We start from the raw sequence: 17,292 nt of genomic DNA on the forward strand, positions 1-17,292 counted from the left end.
CCCCGTGGCGCTGCCGGGCATGGTGCACCTCGAGAACCGGGTGACCTCGCACCGCGCGCTGAACGCCGCCGAGCCGCTGACCCTCGACGTCACGGCCGGTGCGCTGCACCCCATCGGCGCGGACGGACCCTCGACGTGCGGCTCGAGGCCCGGGTCGGCGGCGAGCTCGTCTGGGAGTGCGACAGCGTGTACCTGTCCCGGGGCCGAGGCAGCGAGGACGCGCCCCGCGGCGACTCACCACCGGCCCTGCCCGACGGCCCCGCCGCCGGGGTGTGGCGGCTGCCGGAGGACCTCGGCCGCGAGTACGCGGCGGTCTCGGGCGACGTCAACCCCATCCACCTGCACACCCTCTCGGCGAGGGCGATGGGGTTCCCTCGGCACATCGCCCACGGCATGTGGACCTACGCGCGCACGCTGGCAGCACTCGGCCGGGGCTCGCTCGGGCCGTCGACCAGCCGGGTGTGGTTCACCAAGCCGGTGTTCCTGCCGTCGACCGTCGAGCTCGTCGTGCAGCGTTCCGGCGCAGCGGTCCTCGCCGGGCTCCGTTCACGCAAGGACCCGACGACGACGGACGTCGTCGTGACGCTCGACGCCTGAGGGGTCAGGTGCCGAGCCGCAGCACGCGCGTGTAGAAGGCCAGCTCGCGGGTCAGGGCGTCGACGATGGTCTCGTGCCGGCGGAAGCCGTGTCCCTCACCGTCGTAGACGGCCAGCTCGACGTCGCGACCTGCCGCCCGCATCGCCGCCGCCATGTCCTCGGCCTGGGCGAGCGGCACGACCATGTCGGCGGAGCCCTGGAGCAGCAGCAGCTCTCCGTGCAGCCGGTCGACGTGGTGCACGGGGGACCGGTCGCGGTAGACCGCCTCGCCCGCGGGCCACGGCGCGACGAGCCGGTCGCAGTAGCGGGACTCGAACTTGTGGGTGTGCTGCGCGAGCGCGGCGAGGTCGCCGACCCCGAAGAGGCTGGTGCCCGCGGCGAACGCGTCGCTCGTCGTCATCGCCCGCAGCACCGCGTACCCGCCGGCGCTCCCGCCGCGGATGGCGAGGCGGTCGCCGTCCGCTCGTCCGGCCTCGGCCACCGAGCGCGCGCCGGTGACGCAGTCGTCGATGTCGACCAGCCCCACCGTCCGCGGAGCCGGTCGCGGTAGGCCCGTCCGTAGCCGGTGCTGCCGGAGTAGTTGACGTGCAGGACCGCGAAGCCGCGGGTGGTCCAGAACTGGGTGGCCGTCGTGTACGCCGCCTCGGTGCGGCTCGTCGGCCCGCCGTGGACCATGACGAGCAGCGGCGGCCGCTCGCCGTCGGGCGCCACGACGTCCGGGTGGCGCGGCTCGTGGAGGATGCCGTGCACCTCGCTGCCGTCGGAGTTGCGCCAGGTCCAGGGCTGCGGGGGAGCGACGTACGAGGCGTCGGGGTCGGCGGCCGCCGACCTCCCGAGCACCGTGAACGGCCCGGAGGCCGGCCCGCGCACGACCTCGGGCAGGCCGTCGGCGCGGCCCCGGCGCATCGCCACCTCGTCACCGGCGGCGACGAGGTGGTCGTGGAAGGCCCCGGCTCCGGCGGACGGCGTGACCTCCCCGGTGCGTGCGTCGAGGATGCCGAGGCCCTGCCCGCCCTCCGCCCACCAGCGCACGAGGGCGCGGTCGGCGTCGAGGACGGCGAAGTCCTGCATCCCGAGGGCCCACTGGGGTGCGGCGTGGTCGGCGTCGGTCTCGTGGACCGGGTGTGGCCCGTCGCCGGCGTCGCGCTGGACGAGCCACCACCCGGACTCGTCCGAGACGAACCACAGGGCTCCGTCCGGGCCGAACTGCGGCTGGGAGACCGAGACGCCGTTGTCACCGGCGACGACGACCGGGTCGGACGCGCCCTCGGGCGTGAGGTCGGCCCTCAGGAGGTGGGTCGTGTCCCACGGCATGTCCGGGTGGTCCCACACGACGTACGCGACCCGGCGCCCGTCGGGGAGACCGTGGGGCGCGAGACGAAGTCGGTGCCGGTGTGGAGCACGACGCCGGCGTCGGGGTTGTCGCCGTGCAGGTCGAGGCGGACCAGCTCGTTGGCCGGTTCCGGGTCGCGGGAGTGGTCCTCGCGGACGGCGTAGACGTGCTCGCCGTGCAGCACCAGGCCGCCGAAGCGCCGGGGGCCCTCGGGCGTGAGCGCGACCGGCTCGGTGGCGCTGGGGTCGAGCCGGTACACACGGTCGTCGCCGAGGTGGGAGAACACGACCGTCCCGTCGGCGACCGCGTAGGCACCGCCGCCGTACTCGTGCACGCGGGTGCGGACGTTCCACGGGGCGGGCAGGACGTCGTGCGCCGCGGTGCCGTCGTGGCGCACGAGGACCTGGCGACCTCCCTCGGTCGGGCGCTGCTCGAGCCACCACGTGTCGGCACCGTCGACCCGGACCTCGTCGATGACCACCTGACCGCCTGCGAGGTCGTCGGGGGCGATCGGGGAGGGCCAGGTGCCGAAGGGGAGGGTCTGCATCCCTCGACCCTAGGCGGCGGCGGGGTCCGCAGTGCGCCCTGTGGGAGGGGTGTCCGGGTGGTGGGCCGGTCAGGGCTCCCGCGAGCGTCGGAGGGCGGGCATCCGGGTCCCCCGGGCGCCGCACGACGTGGTTGGCTGGGCGGCGTGGAGCCCGCTGACGACTACGCCGCCCTCGACGAGGAGTCGCAGGTCGAGGCGCTGCGCCCCGCCGCCCTGGCCGCGGCGGCCGACTTCGGCCTCGACGTGCACCGGATGGAGGTCGTCCTCCACGCGTACAACACGACCTTCCGGGTCGACACGACCGACGGCCGACGGGTCGCCCTGCGGGTGGGCACGAACTCCAAGAGCACCCCGGGCAACGTCATCGCGCAGCAGGCGTGGCAGGCGGCCATCGCGACCGACACCGACGTGCTCGTGCCGCGGCCGCTGCGGACGCGGGCGGGTGACTGGTCGACCACCGGTGCGGTGGTCGGTGTCGACCACCCCGTGCTCGTCACCGCGGCCTCCTGGCTCGAGGGCGAGGACGCCCGCGAGGACGACGGCGCCGACTGGGCGCGGGCCCTCGGCCGGGCGACGGCGACCCTCCACGAGCACGCGGCCGGATGGACGATGCCCGCCGGCGCCGCGCTGCCCCGGTTCACCGACCCGCTGTTCGGCGACACCGACGTCCTCGACACCGCACCGGGCCTGACCGCCCCGGACCGCGCCGTCCTCGACGAGGCCCGCAGGGTCGCCGCGGAGGTCTTCGACCGGATGCGGGACCGGCCGGCGATCCCGCTGCACGCCGACCTGCACGGCGGCAACCTCAAGTGGCACGAGGGCCGGCTGGCCGTCTTCGACTTCGACGACGCCGGCACCGCCCCGCGGGTCCTCGACCTCGCGATCACGACCTTCTACCTGCGGCGCGGCGCCGGCGCCGAGACCGCCGAGGAGGCGCTGCTCGCCGGGTACGCCGAGGTCGCGCCGCTGCCCGACGTGCCGCGCGGCGACGTCGAGGCCCTCGTGGCCTCGCGCCAGCTGCTGCTCGCCAACGCCCTCCTCGACTCCACGACCGCCTCGCTGCGCGCGATGGCCGCCGAGTACGCGCTGACCACGGTGCGCCGGTTGCGGCACTGGCTCGACACGGGCACCTTCCGCCTGGACGTCGAGGGCTGACTCCGACTCACGGGGGAGGTGGCGCAGCGGCGGCGTCGAGCTGACCCGTCGCGCACCGGGAACTGCCGCGACCGGGCACCACGCGCCTCGATAGCATCGGGGGCGGGCCGGAGCACCGGCCCGCCCACCACCGCGAGGAGCACCTGCGCCATGTCCGCCCAGATCACCGTCCACGTCGCCGGGAACGAGCGATCGGTGGACGGGGGCACGACCTACGGCGACCTCCTCGAGGGCGAGCGCGGGGTGCTCGTGGCCCGGGTCGGCGGCGAGCTGCGCGACCTCCACCTCGTCGCGGCCGACGGCGACGTCGTCGAGCCCGTCACCGCCGCCGAGCAGGACGGCCTCGACGTGCTGCGCCACTCGGCCGCGCACGTCCTCGCCCAGGCGGTCCAGGAGGTGCACCCCGACGCCAAGCTGGGCATCGGCCCGCCCATCCGCGACGGCTTCTACTACGACTTCGACGTCGAGACCCCGTTCACCCCCGAGGACCTCAAGGCCCTCGAGAAGGTGATGCAGCGCATCGTCAACGAGGGGCAGACCTTCCACCGCCGCGAGGTGTCCGACGCCGATGCCGCCGTCGAGCTCGCCGACGAGCCGTACAAGATCGAGCTCATCGGCCTCAAGGGCGGTGCCGCGGAAGACGCGGCCGAGGGGGCCTCGGTCGAGGTCGGTGGCGCGCAGCTGACCATCTACGACAACGTCCGCCGCGACGGCACCGTCGCGTGGGGCGACCTGTGCCGCGGGCCGCACGTGCCCTCGACCAAGGTCCTCGGCAACGCCTTCAAGCTGATGCGCAGCGCCGCCGCCTACTGGCGCGGGTCGGAGAAGAACCCGCAGCTGCAGCGCGTGTACGGCACCGCGTGGCCGTCCAAGGACGAGATGAAGGCCTACCTCGACCGGCTGGCCGAGGCCGAGAAGCGCGACCACCGCAAGCTCGGCGCCGAGCTCGACCTCTTCTCCTTCCCCGACGAGCTCGGATCGGGCATGGCCGTCTTCCACCCCAAGGGCGGGGTCATCAAGCGCGAGATGGAGGACTACGTCCGGCGCCGGCACCTCGAGGAGGGCTTCCAGTACGTCGGGACCCCGCACATCAGCAAGGACGGCCTGTTCCACACCTCGGGGCACCTGCCGTACTACGCCGACACGATGTTCCCGCCGATGGAGCTCGAGCACGCGCAGTACCGCCTCAAGGCGATGAACTGCCCGATGCACAACCTGATCTTCCGCTCGCGCGGACGCTCCTACCGCGAGCTGCCGATGCGCCTCTTCGAGTTCGGCTCGGTCTACCGGTTCGAGAAGTCCGGTGTCGTCCACGGCCTGACCCGCGTGCGGGCGATGACCCAGGACGACTCGCACTCCTACGTCACCCCCGAGCAGGCGCCCGGCGAGATCGAGCACCTGCTGAAGTTCGTCGTCGGGCTGCTCGAGGACTTCGGGCTCGACGACTACTACTTCGAGCTGTCGACCCGAGCGACCGAGGGCGAGAAGAAGGACAAGTTCATCGGCTCCGACGAGCAGTGGGAGACCGCCACCGAGGTCCTGCGCGCGACCGCGGAGACCTTCGGGGTCGAGCTCGTCGACGACCCGGGCGGCGCCGCGTACTACGGCCCGAAGATCTCGGTGCAGACCCGTGACGCCATCGGGCGCACCTGGCAGATGTCGACCATCCAGTACGACTTCAACCAGCCGCACCGCTTCGGGCTCGAGTACCAGGCCGCCGACGGCTCGCGCCAGGAGCCGGTGATGATCCACTCGGCGAAGTTCGGGTCGATCGAGCGCTTCATCGGGGTGCTCGTGGAGCACTACGCCGGGGCCTTCCCGGTCTGGCTCTCGCCGGTGCAGGTCGTCGGGGTCCCGGTGGCCGCGGAGTTCGACGACTACCTCGGGGGCGTCCTCGAGCGGATGCGCGCCGCCGGCATCCGCACCGAGCTCGACGCGAGCGACGACCGCTTCCCGAAGAAGATCCGCACCGCGAGCAAGTCCAAGGTGCCCTACGTCCTCATCGCCGGCGGCGAGGACCGGGACGCGGGGGCGGTGTCGTTCCGGTACCGCGACGGGTCGCAGAAGAACGGCGTGCCGGTCGACGAGGCGATCGCGGAGATCACCGCGGCGATCGCGGACCGTCGCCAGGTCTGAGGCGTTCGCGCCCGCCCCGTGTCCGGATGGTGGGACTCGAGGGTCGCCCTGCGACCCCTCGTCACGCCCGTCACACGACACGCCGACGACACGCCGTGGTCCCTCACAGGTCCGCAAATTGGTGCGCGAAAACTCTTGCGGGACAGCCCCGTCCGGGCATAGAAATAACCCACTCCACCACTTCGGTGGCGGAGGGATCGAGACGGAGAAGATCGCCAGGCCTTGCGGTTCTGCCGCGAGGAGCCATCGGGTGATGACGATGGTGGTGACACGAACCGACTCGTGAGACGCGGAGCATCATGCCGGGTCACCGAGGCCCGGGAACTCATACTTCCCGGGGCCTCACCTCTGTCCGGGGTGGGTCGACGCCGCCGGGGGCCGCCGAACCCGCCCGGCACGCGGGGGGATGGGCCATGCTGGGGCCGTGGAGACGACGCGGGACGTCCGGGTGCGCGAGGCCGTGCCCACCGACGCCTTCTCGGTCGCGGCCCTGCACATCCAGGACGAGCGCGAGCGGGGTGCGGCCCTGCCGTCCGGCTTCCTCGACACGTTCGCCGACGCGTGGCTGCGCGACCGGGCGCGGCGCACCTGGCTCGCCGAGGACCCCGTCGGCCGCCCGCTCGGCGTGCTCCACGGCACCCGCGTCCAGAAGCTGCCGAGCGCCCACCGCCCCGCCGACGCCGGGTTCCACGTCAGCCTCCTCTTCGTCAGCCCCGACGCCCGCGGGGCCGGCATCGGGGAGCGCCTGCTGCGCACCCTGCTCGCCTGGGCGGCCGCCGACAGCGTCACCCGGATCCAGCTCAACGCGGTGCCGGAGGCGCGCACCCTCTACGAGCGGGTCGGGTTCGGGCCGCCGTCGGAGCGGCTCATGGAGCTGCGGCTCGACCCCTAGGGTGGCCGCCATGAATGCTGCCGCGACCCCGTCCCGGGGTGTCCTGGTCACCGGTGCGTCCCGCGGGGTGGGAGCCGCCGTCGCGCGGGCCTTCGCCGCCCGGGGCGACCGGGTCGCCGTGCACCACCGCGGACCGTCGAGCACCTCGCTGGCCGAGGCCGTGCTCGACGACCTGCCCGGGCACGGACACCTGCGGGTCGAGGGCGACCTGTCCGACCCCACCGCCGTCCGCAGCCTCGCCGACGCCGCGGTCACCGGCCTGGGACGCGTCGACGTCCTCGTGAACAACGCCGCGATGATCGTGCCGCCCGGGTCCTCGGGCAGCCGGCGCGGCGACCACCCGCTCGACGCCACGTCGTACGAGGACTGGGTCGAGGTGTGGCAGCGCACGCTCGCGACCAACCTGCTCGGCCCGGCGAACCTCACGTGGTGCGTCGCACGGCACATGGTCGACGTCCCGCCGGCCGAGGGCGTCCCGGTCGGGCGGGTCGTCAACGTCGGCTCGCGCGGGGCCTTCCGCGGGGAGCCCGACATCCCGGCCTACGGCGCGAGCAAGGCCGGCCTGCACGCCTTCGGGCAGTCGATGGCCCAGCACCTCGGCCGGCACGGCATCGCCGTCACGAGCATCGCCCCGGGGTTCATCGCCACCGAGATGGCCGGCTACGCGATGGCCGACGAGGACGCGGCCGAGGCCACCCGCGCGCAGAGCCCCTTCCATCGGGTCGCGACGCCCGAGGAGGTCGCCGCCGCGGTCGTCACCCTCGCCGCACCGGGAGCCGAGTGGGCCTCTGGCGCGGTCGTCGACTTCAACGGTGCCAGCCACCTGCGCTGACCCGCCGGGGGCCCGGCCCCGGGAGCGCGCCTAGGATCGGGACATGCCCGAGCACGAGGACGCCGTCGACTTCGCGGGCGAGCCCGACGGCTTCGACCGGCTCTGGACCCCCCACCGGATGGTCTACCTGCGCGGCGAGCGGCCCGACCCCGACGCCGGCGAGGGCTGCCCCTTCTGCGCGGCGCCCGGCAAGTCCGACGAGGAGGGACTGGTCGTTCACCGTGGCGAGCACTGCTACGTCGTGATGAACCTCTTCCCGTACAACCCCGGGCACGTCCTCGTCTGCCCGTACCGGCACGTCGCGATGTACGTCGACCTCACCGACGACGAGACCGCCGAGTTCACCGCCCTCACCAAGGCCGCGCTCCACGCGCTGACGGGGGCCTCGGAGCCGATGGGCTTCAACCTCGGGATGAACCAGGGGTCCGTCGCCGGGGCCGGTGTCGCCGCGCACCTGCACCAGCACGTCGTGCCGCGCTGGGGCGGGGACAGCAACTTCCTGCCCATCGTCGCGCGCACCAAGGCGCTGCCGATGCTCCTCGAGGACGTGCGCACCCGGCTCGTGGAGCACTGGCCGTCCTGAGCCCGCCCGGCCAGGCGGGGCAGGCGCTCGGGCGTCAGGCGTGGGCGTCGGCCCCGAGGTGCTCGCGGGCCAGCCGGTCCGGCAGCGTCTCGTAGCCACGCGGCTCGCGGCGGAACACCCCGGTGCCGTGGGCGAGCGACCGCAGGGCGATGGCGTAGTCGAGCAGCTCGAGGCGCGGGACGGCCGCGACGAGCACCGAGCGCCCGGGCTCGTCGTCACAGGGCTCGGACCCGACGATCTGCCCGCGCCGGCTGCTGACGTCGGTCATCACGGCGCCGAGGTGCTCGTCGTCGACGGTGACCGTGACCGTGTCGACGGGCTCGAGGAGGCACAGCGAGGCAGCGGAGGCCAGCTCGCGCAGGGCCAGCCCGGCCGCCGTCTGGAAGGCCATGTCGGAGGAGTCGACGCTGTGCGCCTTGCCGTCGGTGAGGGTGACCCGCACGTCGGTGACCGGCCAACCGGCGAGCAGGCCCTTGGCGAGCTGGTGGTGCACGCCCTTCTCGACGCTGCCGATGAACTGGCGCGGCACGGCCCCGCCGACGACCACCTCGGTGAACTCGACGCCCGACCCGCGGGGAGCGGCTCGAGGACGAGGTGGCACACGGCGTACTGCCCGTGCCCGCCCGACTGCTTGACGTGCCGGCCCTGGGCCTCGGACCGCCCGACGGCCGTCTCCTTGAGCGCGACCTTGACCGGCACCTGCTCGACGCCGACGTTGAAGCGGTCGCGCAGCCGGTGGAGGACCAGCTCGAGGTGGGCGGGCCCGGTGGTCCACAGGACGACCTGGCCCGTCTCGGGGTCGTGCTCGATGCGCAGTGAGGGGTCCTCGGCCGCCAGCTCGCGGAAGGCGACGGGCATCCGGTCCTCGTCGGCGCGGGTCGAGGCCTGGACGGCGGCGGGCAGCAGCGCCTCGGGCAGCGCCCACGGTGTGACGAGGAGGGGGCGCGCGGGGTCGGAGAGGGTGTCGGACGTCTGCGCCCCGGCGAGCTTGGTGACGACGACGACCTCGCCGGCCACGGCCGACTCCTTCGGGAGCAGCTCGCCGTCGAACGGTGACGCGATGGCGCCCGGCCGGACGTCGTCGTCGTGCGCCTCGTGCCCCTCGCCGGTCGGGCCGTCGAGCAGCTCGAGGTGGCCGGACACGTGCACGGGCCGGTCACCGCGCAGGGTGCCGGAGAAGACGCGCACGAGGGAGAGGTGGCCGACGTAGGCGTCGGACTCGGTGTGCACGACCTCGGCGACGAGCGGGCCGTCCGGGTCGGCGGTCAGCGCCACGGGCTCACCGCCGCCCACCGGCGTGACGGTCGGCAGCGGGTGCTGGCCGGGGTGCGGGAAGGCGGCCTCGACGAGGTGGAGCAGCACCTCGACCCCGGCGCCCGTCTCGCCGGAGACCGGCAGCACGGGGTGGAAGGTGCCGTGCGCGACGGCCGCGAGCAGGTCGCGCTCGAGGGTCGCGAAGTCGAGGTCCTCCCCGGAGAGGTAGCGGTCCATCAGCTCGGGGTCCTCGGACTCCTCGATGATCCCCTCGACGAGCCCGGGGCGGCGGGTGTCGAAGACGTCGGCGTGCTCGGCACCGGCCGGGCGCACCGTGCGCCGGCCGCCCTCGTAGTCGTGGATCTCGCCGAGCAGGAGGTCGGCGATGGAGGTCACCGCCCCCTCCGCGCCGGCCACCGGCACCCCGAGCGGCTGGATGCCGGCGCCGAAGTGGGCGCGGCAGTCCTCGAGCGTGGCCTCGAAGTCTGCGTCACGGGCGTCGAGCTGGGTGACGACGACGGCCCGGGGCATCCCGACGACCGCGCACTCGTGCCACAGGGCGCGCGAGCGGGCGTCGGCGCCGTCGGCCGCCGAGACGACGAAGAGGGCGGCGTCCGCAGCGCGCAGACCCGCCCTCACCTGCCCGACGAAGTCGGGGTTGCCCGGTGCGTCGAGGAGGGTCAGCACCACCTCCCCGAGCTCGAGTGTCGCGGCGCGCAACCCCGTGCTCTCCTCGCCCCGAGGTCGCGGCGCCCGCTTCGGCGCGAGGGTCGAGACGACGTGGTCGAAGAGCCGGGAGCTGCCGGCGCCGGCCGGTCCGACGAGGACGACGTTGCGCAGCCGGGTGGTGTCGGTGACGGTGGGGGCCGGGGTCGCGGTGCCGCTCATGGACCCAATCAACTCCTCCCCGCGGCGTGGCACAAGGGGAACGCCGGGACCCGCGCGGAGACCTGCGCCACGCCTCCCGGCCGCGGGGCCGTCGCTCGCGCACCGACGGGTGCTCAGCCGCCGTGGAGGGCCTGGACCTGCACGTAGCCGACCGCCTCCGGGAGGGCCAGCCCGTCCCTCGTCGCGGTGGCGGCGAGCACGGCCGCCCGCAGCGCCGCGCGGTAGGGCAGGGAGCCGGTGCTCACCCGGGCCACGCCGAGCGCGGCGAGCCGCGACAGGGGAAGGGCGGGCGTCGCGAGCACGTTGAGCGGGCGGTCCACGGCGGCCACGTCGCGCTCGATCGCCGCCGGGTCGGTGGCCCCCGGGAGGAAGACGCCGTCGGCCCCGGCGTCGGCGTAGCGCCGGAGCCGGTCCACGGCCTCGTCGAGGTCGGTGCCGCCGAGCCAGAGCACGTCGGTGCGGGCGTTGACGAACACCCCGGGTGCCCGGTCCCGCACGGCCAGCAGGCGCGCGGCGTGCACGGCCGGGTCGACGAGGACGCCGGCGGTCGAGTCCTCGAGGTTGACCCCCGCCACCCCGAGCCCGGCGACGAGCTCGGCGACCCGCCCCGGGTCGGTGGAGTAGCCGTCGGCGAGGTCCACGGTGACGGGGCACCCGAGGTGCGCGGCGACCAGGTCGCTCGCGAGGGCCACGGTGTGGTCGCGGTCCGAGCCCGTGCCGTCGACGAGACCGTGCGAGGCCGCCACTCCGAGGCTCGTCGTCCCGACGGCCGCGAACCCCGCGGCCACGAACGCCCGGGCGCTGCCGACGTCCCACGCGTTGGGGAGCACGAGGGGGTCGCCGGGTCGGTGCAGGTCCGCGAACGTCGTCGGGCCGGCCGGGGTCGGTGCGGTGTCCATCGGCCCATCGTGCCGCCCTCGTGTCGCCTCGTGGACGGCACTCCGCGGCGGTCCCACTACGCTGGCCGGACCATGCTCAACCGCTACGCGCGCGCGTTCTTCACCAAGATCCTCACGCCGGTGGCCGCCCTGCTCATCCGCCTCGGCATCAGCCCCGACGTCGTGACGGTCATCGGCACGCTCGGCGTGTGCTTCGGCGCCCTCGCGTTCTACCCGCGGGGGCAGTTCCTCGTCGGCACCCTCGTCGTCACCGCGTTCGTCTTCTCCGACACCGTGGACGGGATCATGGCCCGGCGGATCGGGCGCACCGGCACGTGGGGCGCCTACCTCGACTCCACGCTCGACCGGGTGGGCGACGCGGCCGTCTTCGGTGGGCTGGTGCTCTGGTACGCCGGCAACGGGGGCAACGCCTACATGGCCGCCCTCGCGCTGGCCTGCCTCATCCTCGGCAGCGTCGTCTCCTACGCCAAGGCGCGCGCCGAGGGCCTCGGGATGACGGCGAACGTCGGCATCGCCGAGCGCGCCGACCGGCTGGTCGCCGTGCTCGTCGCCACGGGCCTCACCGGCCTCTTCGACATCCCGACGATCTTCCTCGGCGTGGTCCTGGCCCTGCTCGCGCTGGCCAGCCTCGTCACCGTCGTCCAGCGGATCCTCGAGGTCCGCCGGCAGGCCCTGGGCGTGGCGTGAGGAGGGCCCTCGGCTCGGTCACCGACGCGGCGACCCTCGCCGGCCACCGCCTCGGCTGGGCGGCCGTGCGGCGGATGCCCGAGCGCCTCGCCTACCGCGCGTTCGACGCCGTCGCCGACCTCACCGTGGCCCGCGGGGGAGCCGCCCGGCTGCGCGCCAACTACGCCCGGGTCCGCCCCGAGCTCGACGACGCGGCGCTCGACGCCCTCGTCCGCGCGGGATGCGCTCCTACCTGCGGTACTACTGCGAGGCCTTCCGGCTCCCGGTCCTCGGCCCCGACGAGCTCGCCGCGCGCGTGCGGGTCGAGGGCGACGGCCCGGTGCGCGAGGTGCTCGCGGCCGACGGCTCGGTCGTCTGCTTCCTCGGCCACCTCGGCAACTGGGACCTCGCCGGCGCCTGGGGCACCGTGCACCTCGGCCCGGTGACCACCGTCGCCGAGCGGCTCGAGCCCGAGGAGGTCTTCCGCGAGTTCCTCGAGTTCCGCGAGGGCCTCGGCATGACGATCCTGCCGCTCACCGGCGGCCCCGACGTCTTCCCGGCGCTGCGCGAGGCGGCCCGCCGGCGCGGGCTCATCCCGCTGCTCGCCGACCGCGACCTGACGCACCGCGGGGTCACCGTCGACTTCTGCGGGCTCCCCGCGCGGATGGCCCCCGGCCCCGCCGCCCTGGCCCTCGCCGAGCGCCGGCCGCTGCACCCCGTGTCGATCCGGCACGAGCGGCGGGGGAGTGGCTGGGGCATCGTCATCACCTTCCACCCGGCCGTGCCCGTGCCGACCACCGGGGCGACCCGCGAGAAGGTCGTCGCGATGACCCAGTCCTGCGCCGACGTGCTGGGGACGGCGGTGCGCGAGCACACGTCCGACTGGCACATGCTCCAGCGCGTCTTCGTCGAGGACCTCGACCCCGAGCGCCTGGCCCGGGCGGGGGCGGCCCGATGAGGATCGGCATCGTCTGCCCCTACTCGTGGGACGTGCCCGGTGGGGTGCAGTTCCACGTCCGCGACCTCGCGGAGGTCTTCATCGCCCAGGGCCACGAGGTGTCGGTGCTCGCCCCCGCCGACGACGACACCGAGCTGCCGCCCTACCTCGTGGGCTGCGGGCGGGCGGTCCCGGTGCGCTACAACGGGTCGGTCGCCCGGCTGACCTTCGGCCCGGTCACCTCGGCCCGGGTCACCCGGTGGCTCGAGCAGGGCGACTTCGACGTCGTGCACCTCCACGAGCCGGTCACGCCGTCGGTGTCGCTCATGGCCCTCTGGGCGGCCGAGGAGCCGGTCGTCGCCACCTTCCACACCGCCACGGTGCGCTCGCGCGCGATGCACGCCGCGAACCCGCTGCTGCGCCCCTCGCTCGAGAAGATCCGGGCGCGGATCGCGGTGTCCGAGGACGCCGCCCGCACGGTGCGCCGGCACCTCGGCGGCGAGACCTACATCATCCCCAACGGCGTGCACGTCGACCGGTTCGCCGCCGCGACCCGCCGCGAGGAGTGGACCGGACGCCCCGGCGCGCCGACGCTGGCGTTCCTCGGTCGGGTCGACGAGCCGCGCAAGGGCCTCGACGTCGCGCTGCGGGCGCTGCCGGCCGTCCTCGACGCACACCCCGGCACGCGGCTGCTCGTTGCCGGCCCCGGTGACGCCTCCGACCTGCTGCGCGACGCCGACCCGCGGGCGGTCGCGGCCACGGTCGTCCTCGGGGCGGTCTCCGACGACGACAAGGCGAGCCTGCTCGGGTCGGTCGACGCCTACGTCGCCCCGCACCTCGGGGGCGAGAGCTTCGGCATCGTCCTCGTCGAGGCGATGGCGGCCGGCGCGCCCGTCGTGGCCTCCGACCTCTCGGCCTTCCTCGCGGTGCTCGACGAGGGCCGCACCGGGGCCACCTTCGCGACCGGGTCGGCACCGGCCCTGGCCGCCACCCTCGTCGGCCTGCTCGCCGACCCCGACCGCCGGGCCGAGCTGCGGCTGGCCGGGCGCGCGCGGGCCCGCACCTTCGACTGGTCGCGGGTGTCCGACCAGGTGATGGCCGTGTACGAGACCGTGCTCGAGGGGGCCCACGCCGACCTCGCCGACCAAGCGCCGCGCGGCCTCTGGAGCCGGCTGGTCCGCAGCGTGCCGGGGAGCGGGACCCCGTGAGCGCCACCGGGGTCGACGTCCTCCAGGTGACGACCTTCGTGGTCATCCTGCTCATCGGCGTCGCGTGGTACCTCTCGTACGCCGCCGCCCGGCTCGACCGTCTGCACGCCAAGGTGGAGGGCGCGATGTCGGCGCTCGACGCCCAGCTCGTGCGGCGCGCCGAGGCCACCCTCGAGCTGGCCAACAGCGGGAGCCTCGACCCCGCCACCGCCCTCCTGCTCGCCGACGCGGCCACCGACTCCATCGAGCGCACCACCGAGCACCCGCTCGACGAGGACCTCCTCGACGGCCAGCACTTCGGGGGCCGCGAGGAGGTCGAGACCACCCTCACCGAGGTGCTCACGGTCACCCTCACCGAGGAGGTCGTCGGCGGACTGCGCACCGAGGACGACGAGCTCGTGGCCGAGTCCCTCGAGCGGATCTCCGCGAGCGCCCTGCGGGTGCGGATGGCCCGCCGCTTCCACAACGACGCCGTCCGCGAGGTCCGTCGGGTGCGGCGCAAGCGGGTCGTGCGGTGGTTCCGGCTGGCCGGCCGCGCGGCGCTGCCCGAGCGGGTCGAGTTCGACGACGAGGTCCCACCCCGCTCACCCGCTGACCCGGCGGACCGCCGTCCTCCGCACCCCCGCCGCGGACCTATGATCTGCGGCATGACCGAGCAGCAGACCACCCCCACCACCGGCACCACCCGCGTCAAGCGCGGCATGGCCGAGATGCTCAAGGGCGGCGTCATCATGGACGTCGTCACCGCCGAGCAGGCCAAGATCGCCGAGGACGCCGGCGCCGTCGCCGTCATGGCCCTCGAGCGCGTGCCCGCCGACATCCGCGCCCAGGGCGGGGTGTCGCGGATGAGCGACCCCGACATGATCGACAGCATCATCGAGGCCGTCTCCGTGCCGGTCATGGCCAAGGCCCGGATCGGGCACTTCGTCGAGGCGCAGGTACTCCAGAGCCTCGGGGTCGACTACATCGACGAGTCCGAGGTCCTCACCCCGGCCGACTACGCGAACCACATCGACAAGTGGCAGTTCACCGTGCCCTTCGTCTGCGGCGCGACCAACCTCGGCGAGGCGCTGCGCCGCATCACCGAGGGCGCGGCGATGATCCGCTCCAAGGGCGAGGCCGGCACCGGCGACGTCTCGAACGCCACGACCCACATGCGCTCGCTGCGCAAGGAGATCAACCGGCTGCGCTCGATGGAGCCCGACGAGCTCTACGTCGCGGCCAAGGAGCTCCAGGCGCCGTACGACCTCGTCAAGGAGGTCGCCGAGACCGGCAAGCTGCCCGTCGTCCTCTTCACCGCCGGCGGCATCGCGACGCCGGCCGACGCGGCGATGATGATGCAGCTCGGCGCCGAGGGCGTCTTCGTCGGGTCCGGGATCTTCAAGTCGGGCAACCCCGCCGAGCGCGCCGAGGCCATCGTCAAGGCCACGACCTTCCACGACGACCCCGACGTCATCGCCAAGGTCTCGCGCGGCCTCGGAGAGGCCATGGTCGGCATCAACGTCGACGAGATCCCGCAGCCGCACCGGCTCGCCGAGCGCGGCTGGTGACGGCCGGCGCTCAGGGGTGGCTCGGCGCCGGGGGAGCGCCGGGCACCTCGAGCGCCACGTCGTCGACGTAGCAGTAGAACCACTCCTCGCCCGGCTCGAACGAGCGGATGACGGGGTGGCCGCTCGCGTGGGCGTGAGCCGTCGCGTGCCGCCCGGGTGAGGAGTCGCAGCACCCGACGTGCCCGCACTCCTGGCACAGGCGCAGGTGCACCCACGAGCCGCCCGTGGCCAGGCACTCCTCGCAGCCGTCGGCGCCGGGGGTCGGGGGCGTGGTGTCGGTGAGGTGGGTGCAGGTCATCCGGTCCTCCAGGGTGGTCGTGACGAGCGGGACGGGGTCGCAGTCGGGGCGCCCGTCGGCGGTGACGCGGGTGGCCAGCGGCGGTGCGGCGAGGCCGGCGCAGAACTGCAGCTGCCGTTCGCCCGGGGCCTCGGTGAGCACGTCGTCCCGCACGGTGACGGCGGCCAGCACGCCGCCGAGCGCGAGGGCGGCCGCACTGACCCACAGGGCGGTCGCGAAGCCCGCGTCGAAGGCGACCGGGTCGTCGTACGCCCTCCCGGTGAGCCCGGAGACGGCCGGGACGACAGCGACGGCGAGCAGCCCGGCGGTCCGGGCGACCGCGTTGTTGACCCCGGAGGCCATCCCCGCGTGCTCGGGCGGAGCCGCAGCCAGGGCGGTCGCCGTCAGCGGCGAGACCATCGTCACCAGCCCGAGGCCGAGGACGACGACGGCCGGCAGGACGTCGAGGAGGTAGGACGCCCCCGGGCCCAGCCGCAGCATGAGCAGGATCCCGGCGGCGCACACGACCGGCCCGACGGCCATCTGGCGGCGGGGTCCCAGCCGGGCGGCGAGCGCTCCGGAGCGCGACGAGAGCAGCAGCATGACGACGGTGACGGGCAGCAGGGCGGTGCCCGAGGCGATCGGCGAGAAGCCGCAGACGACCTGCAGCTGCACGACGAGGAGCAGGAAGACCGCCCCGAGGCCGCCGTAGACGACGAAGGTCACGAGGTTCGCGGCCCGGAACTGCGCGCCACGGAAGGCGTCGAGGGGGAGCATCGGGGCGGCGACCCGGCGCTCGACGAGGACGAAGGCCGCGGCGGCGGCGAGCCCGAGCGAGGCCGCCCCGAGGACGGTCGGGTCGGCACCGGACTCGCCGGCCGAGATGAGCGCGTAGGTCGCCCCGCCGAGGGCCAGGGCGCCGAGCGCGGCGCCCGCGAGGTCGACGGGGCCGTCGGCCCCGGGGTCACGGCTCTCGGGGACGTGCCGCAGCGCGAGGACGACGACGAGGGCGGCGAGCGGCACGTTGACGAGGAAGACCCAGCGCCACGAGAAGCTCTGGACGAGCCAGCCGCCGAGGAAGGGCCCGATCGCGGTGGCGACCCCGCCCAGCCCGGACCACGCGCCGATCGCCCGGCCGCGGTCCTCGGCCGCGATGCTGGCCTGGATCATCGCGAGGCTGCCCGGGGTGAGGAGGGCCGCGCCGACCCCCTGGAGCGCCCGGGCGGCCACGAGGAACCCGGCGTCCGGGGCCGCTCCGCACAGCAGGGAGGCGACGGCGAACCAGACGACCCCGACGACGAAGACCCGGCGCCGCCCGAACCGGTCGCCGAGCACCCCGCCGAGGAGGATGAAGGCCGCCAGGGTCAGGGCGTAGGCCGAGACCGTCCACTGGAGGGTCGCGAAGTCGGCGTCGAGGGAGGTCCCGATGGCCGGCAGCGCGACGTTGACGACGGTGGCGTCGATGCCGGCGAGGGCCGACCCGAGGATGGAGGCCACGAGCAGCCAGCGACCCCCGGGCGAGCCGAGCGGCAGCCCGC

The 17,292-nt window shown here is 74.6% G+C and carries 14 protein-coding genes and 3 pseudogenes; 10 read left to right on the forward strand and 7 right to left on the reverse strand.

The annotated features are described in order from the left end of the window. The first annotated feature begins 135 nt into the window (after positions 1-135). Complete coding sequence (locus G7075_RS20900; RefSeq protein WP_240917924.1) at positions 136-597, forward strand: MaoC/PaaZ C-terminal domain-containing protein; 462 nt, start codon at positions 136-138, stop codon at positions 595-597. A gap of 4 nt (positions 598-601) precedes the next feature. On the opposite strand, the pseudogene G7075_RS20910 reads toward G7075_RS20900, so the two are convergent. Further along, positions 602-1,911, reverse strand: a pseudogene (locus tag G7075_RS20910) (alpha/beta hydrolase family protein). Further along, on the reverse strand, positions 1,884-2,477 hold the full coding sequence (locus tag G7075_RS20915) for a hypothetical protein (RefSeq protein ID WP_240917927.1): 594 nt from the start codon (positions 2,475-2,477) through the stop codon (positions 1,884-1,886). Before G7075_RS20915 ends, G7075_RS20910 begins: the two are co-directional and overlap by 28 nt. A gap of 144 nt (positions 2,478-2,621) precedes the next feature. Between G7075_RS20915 and G7075_RS05990 the strand changes: the two genes are divergently transcribed. From G7075_RS05990 to G7075_RS06010, 5 genes are all read left to right on the forward strand, one after another. Further along, complete coding sequence (locus G7075_RS05990) at positions 2,622-3,632, forward strand: phosphotransferase enzyme family protein (RefSeq protein WP_166119857.1); 1,011 nt, start codon at positions 2,622-2,624, stop codon at positions 3,630-3,632. A gap of 150 nt (positions 3,633-3,782) precedes the next feature. Beyond that, entirely contained in the window at positions 3,783-5,768 is a 1,986-nt protein-coding gene (gene thrS / locus G7075_RS05995) for a threonine--tRNA ligase (RefSeq protein WP_166119860.1), read from the forward strand. A gap of 424 nt (positions 5,769-6,192) precedes the next feature. After that, positions 6,193-6,660, forward strand: a complete 468-nt coding sequence (locus G7075_RS06000; RefSeq protein WP_166119862.1) for a GNAT family N-acetyltransferase — start codon at positions 6,193-6,195, stop codon at positions 6,658-6,660. Positions 6,661-6,670: 10 nt separating this feature from the next. After that, complete coding sequence (locus G7075_RS06005; RefSeq protein ID WP_166119865.1) at positions 6,671-7,492, forward strand: SDR family NAD(P)-dependent oxidoreductase; 822 nt, start codon at positions 6,671-6,673, stop codon at positions 7,490-7,492. A gap of 43 nt (positions 7,493-7,535) precedes the next feature. Next, entirely contained in the window at positions 7,536-8,075 is a 540-nt protein-coding gene (locus G7075_RS06010) for an HIT domain-containing protein (RefSeq protein WP_166119867.1), read from the forward strand. Positions 8,076-8,109: 34 nt separating this feature from the next. On the opposite strand, the gene G7075_RS20920 is transcribed toward G7075_RS06010, so the two are convergent. From G7075_RS20920 to G7075_RS06020, 4 genes and pseudogenes are all read right to left on the reverse strand, one after another. Beyond that, positions 8,110-8,466 carry a hypothetical protein gene (locus G7075_RS20920; RefSeq protein ID WP_240918017.1) on the reverse strand — a complete coding sequence of 119 codons (357 nt, stop codon included), beginning with the start codon at positions 8,464-8,466 and terminating at the stop codon, positions 8,110-8,112. A gap of 6 nt (positions 8,467-8,472) precedes the next feature. After that, a pseudogene (locus G7075_RS22540) lies at positions 8,473-8,850 on the reverse strand (hypothetical protein); the annotation flags it as partial. After that, a pseudogene (locus G7075_RS06015) lies at positions 8,838-10,217 on the reverse strand (GTP-binding protein); the annotation flags it as partial. The pseudogenes G7075_RS06015 and G7075_RS22540, both read right to left, overlap by 13 nt. A gap of 113 nt (positions 10,218-10,330) precedes the next feature. Further along, on the reverse strand, positions 10,331-11,116 hold the full coding sequence (locus G7075_RS06020) for an isocitrate lyase/phosphoenolpyruvate mutase family protein (protein WP_166119870.1): 786 nt from the start codon (positions 11,114-11,116) through the stop codon (positions 10,331-10,333). Positions 11,117-11,188: 72 nt separating this feature from the next. Here G7075_RS06020 and pgsA point away from each other — a divergent pair, with 72 nt between their 5' ends. The 4 genes from pgsA (at position 11,189) to pdxS (ending at position 15,477) form a co-directional block, all read left to right on the forward strand. Further along, positions 11,189-11,803 (forward strand): phosphatidylinositol phosphate synthase, encoded by a 615-nt coding sequence (gene pgsA, locus G7075_RS06025; protein ID WP_166119872.1) that lies wholly within the window; start codon positions 11,189-11,191, stop codon positions 11,801-11,803. Positions 11,804-12,023: 220 nt separating this feature from the next. Then, complete coding sequence (locus tag G7075_RS06030) at positions 12,024-12,740, forward strand: phosphatidylinositol mannoside acyltransferase (protein WP_371814194.1); 717 nt, start codon at positions 12,024-12,026, stop codon at positions 12,738-12,740. Continuing rightward, positions 12,737-13,927 carry a glycosyltransferase family 4 protein gene (locus G7075_RS06035; protein WP_166119875.1) on the forward strand — a complete coding sequence of 397 codons (1,191 nt, stop codon included), beginning with the start codon at positions 12,737-12,739 and terminating at the stop codon, positions 13,925-13,927. The genes G7075_RS06030 and G7075_RS06035 overlap by 4 nt, the downstream gene beginning before the upstream one ends. 647 nt (positions 13,928-14,574) lie before the next feature. Then, positions 14,575-15,477 carry a pyridoxal 5'-phosphate synthase lyase subunit PdxS gene (pdxS, locus tag G7075_RS06045; protein WP_166124246.1) on the forward strand — a complete coding sequence of 301 codons (903 nt, stop codon included), beginning with the start codon at positions 14,575-14,577 and terminating at the stop codon, positions 15,475-15,477. Between the two features lie 10 nt (positions 15,478-15,487). Here the strand turns inward: pdxS and G7075_RS06055 are convergent, their stop codons facing one another. Beyond that, on the reverse strand, positions 15,488-17,251 hold the full coding sequence (locus G7075_RS06055) for a DHA2 family efflux MFS transporter permease subunit (RefSeq protein WP_240917928.1): 1,764 nt from the start codon (positions 17,249-17,251) through the stop codon (positions 15,488-15,490). Between the last annotated feature and the right edge of the window lie 41 nt (positions 17,252-17,292).

This window comes from Phycicoccus sp. HDW14, from assembly GCF_011383005.1.
In the GTDB taxonomy this organism is placed as follows: Bacteria; Actinomycetota; Actinomycetes; order Actinomycetales; family Dermatophilaceae; genus Phycicoccus.

Excerpts from the sequence above, each read along its gene's own strand:
- G7075_RS20915 (WP_240917927.1), bottom strand. The coding sequence starts at position 2,477 with ATGCAGACCCTCCCCTTCGGCACCTGGCCCTCCCCGATCGCCCCCGAC.
- thrS (WP_166119860.1), top strand. The coding sequence starts at position 3,783 with ATGTCCGCCCAGATCACCGTCCACGTCGCCGGGAACGAGCGATCGGTG.
- G7075_RS06005 (WP_166119865.1), top strand. The coding sequence starts at position 6,671 with ATGAATGCTGCCGCGACCCCGTCCCGGGGTGTCCTGGTCACCGGTGCG.
- G7075_RS06010 (WP_166119867.1), top strand. The coding sequence starts at position 7,536 with ATGCCCGAGCACGAGGACGCCGTCGACTTCGCGGGCGAGCCCGACGGC.
- G7075_RS20920 (WP_240918017.1), bottom strand. The coding sequence starts at position 8,466 with ATGGCCTTCCAGACGGCGGCCGGGCTGGCCCTGCGCGAGCTGGCCTCC.
- G7075_RS06020 (WP_166119870.1), bottom strand. The coding sequence starts at position 11,116 with ATGGACACCGCACCGACCCCGGCCGGCCCGACGACGTTCGCGGACCTG.
- pgsA (WP_166119872.1), top strand. The coding sequence starts at position 11,189 with ATGCTCAACCGCTACGCGCGCGCGTTCTTCACCAAGATCCTCACGCCG.
- G7075_RS06030 (WP_371814194.1), top strand. The coding sequence starts at position 12,024 with ATGCGCTCCTACCTGCGGTACTACTGCGAGGCCTTCCGGCTCCCGGTC.
- G7075_RS06035 (WP_166119875.1), top strand. The coding sequence starts at position 12,737 with ATGAGGATCGGCATCGTCTGCCCCTACTCGTGGGACGTGCCCGGTGGG.
- pdxS (WP_166124246.1), top strand. The coding sequence starts at position 14,575 with ATGACCGAGCAGCAGACCACCCCCACCACCGGCACCACCCGCGTCAAG.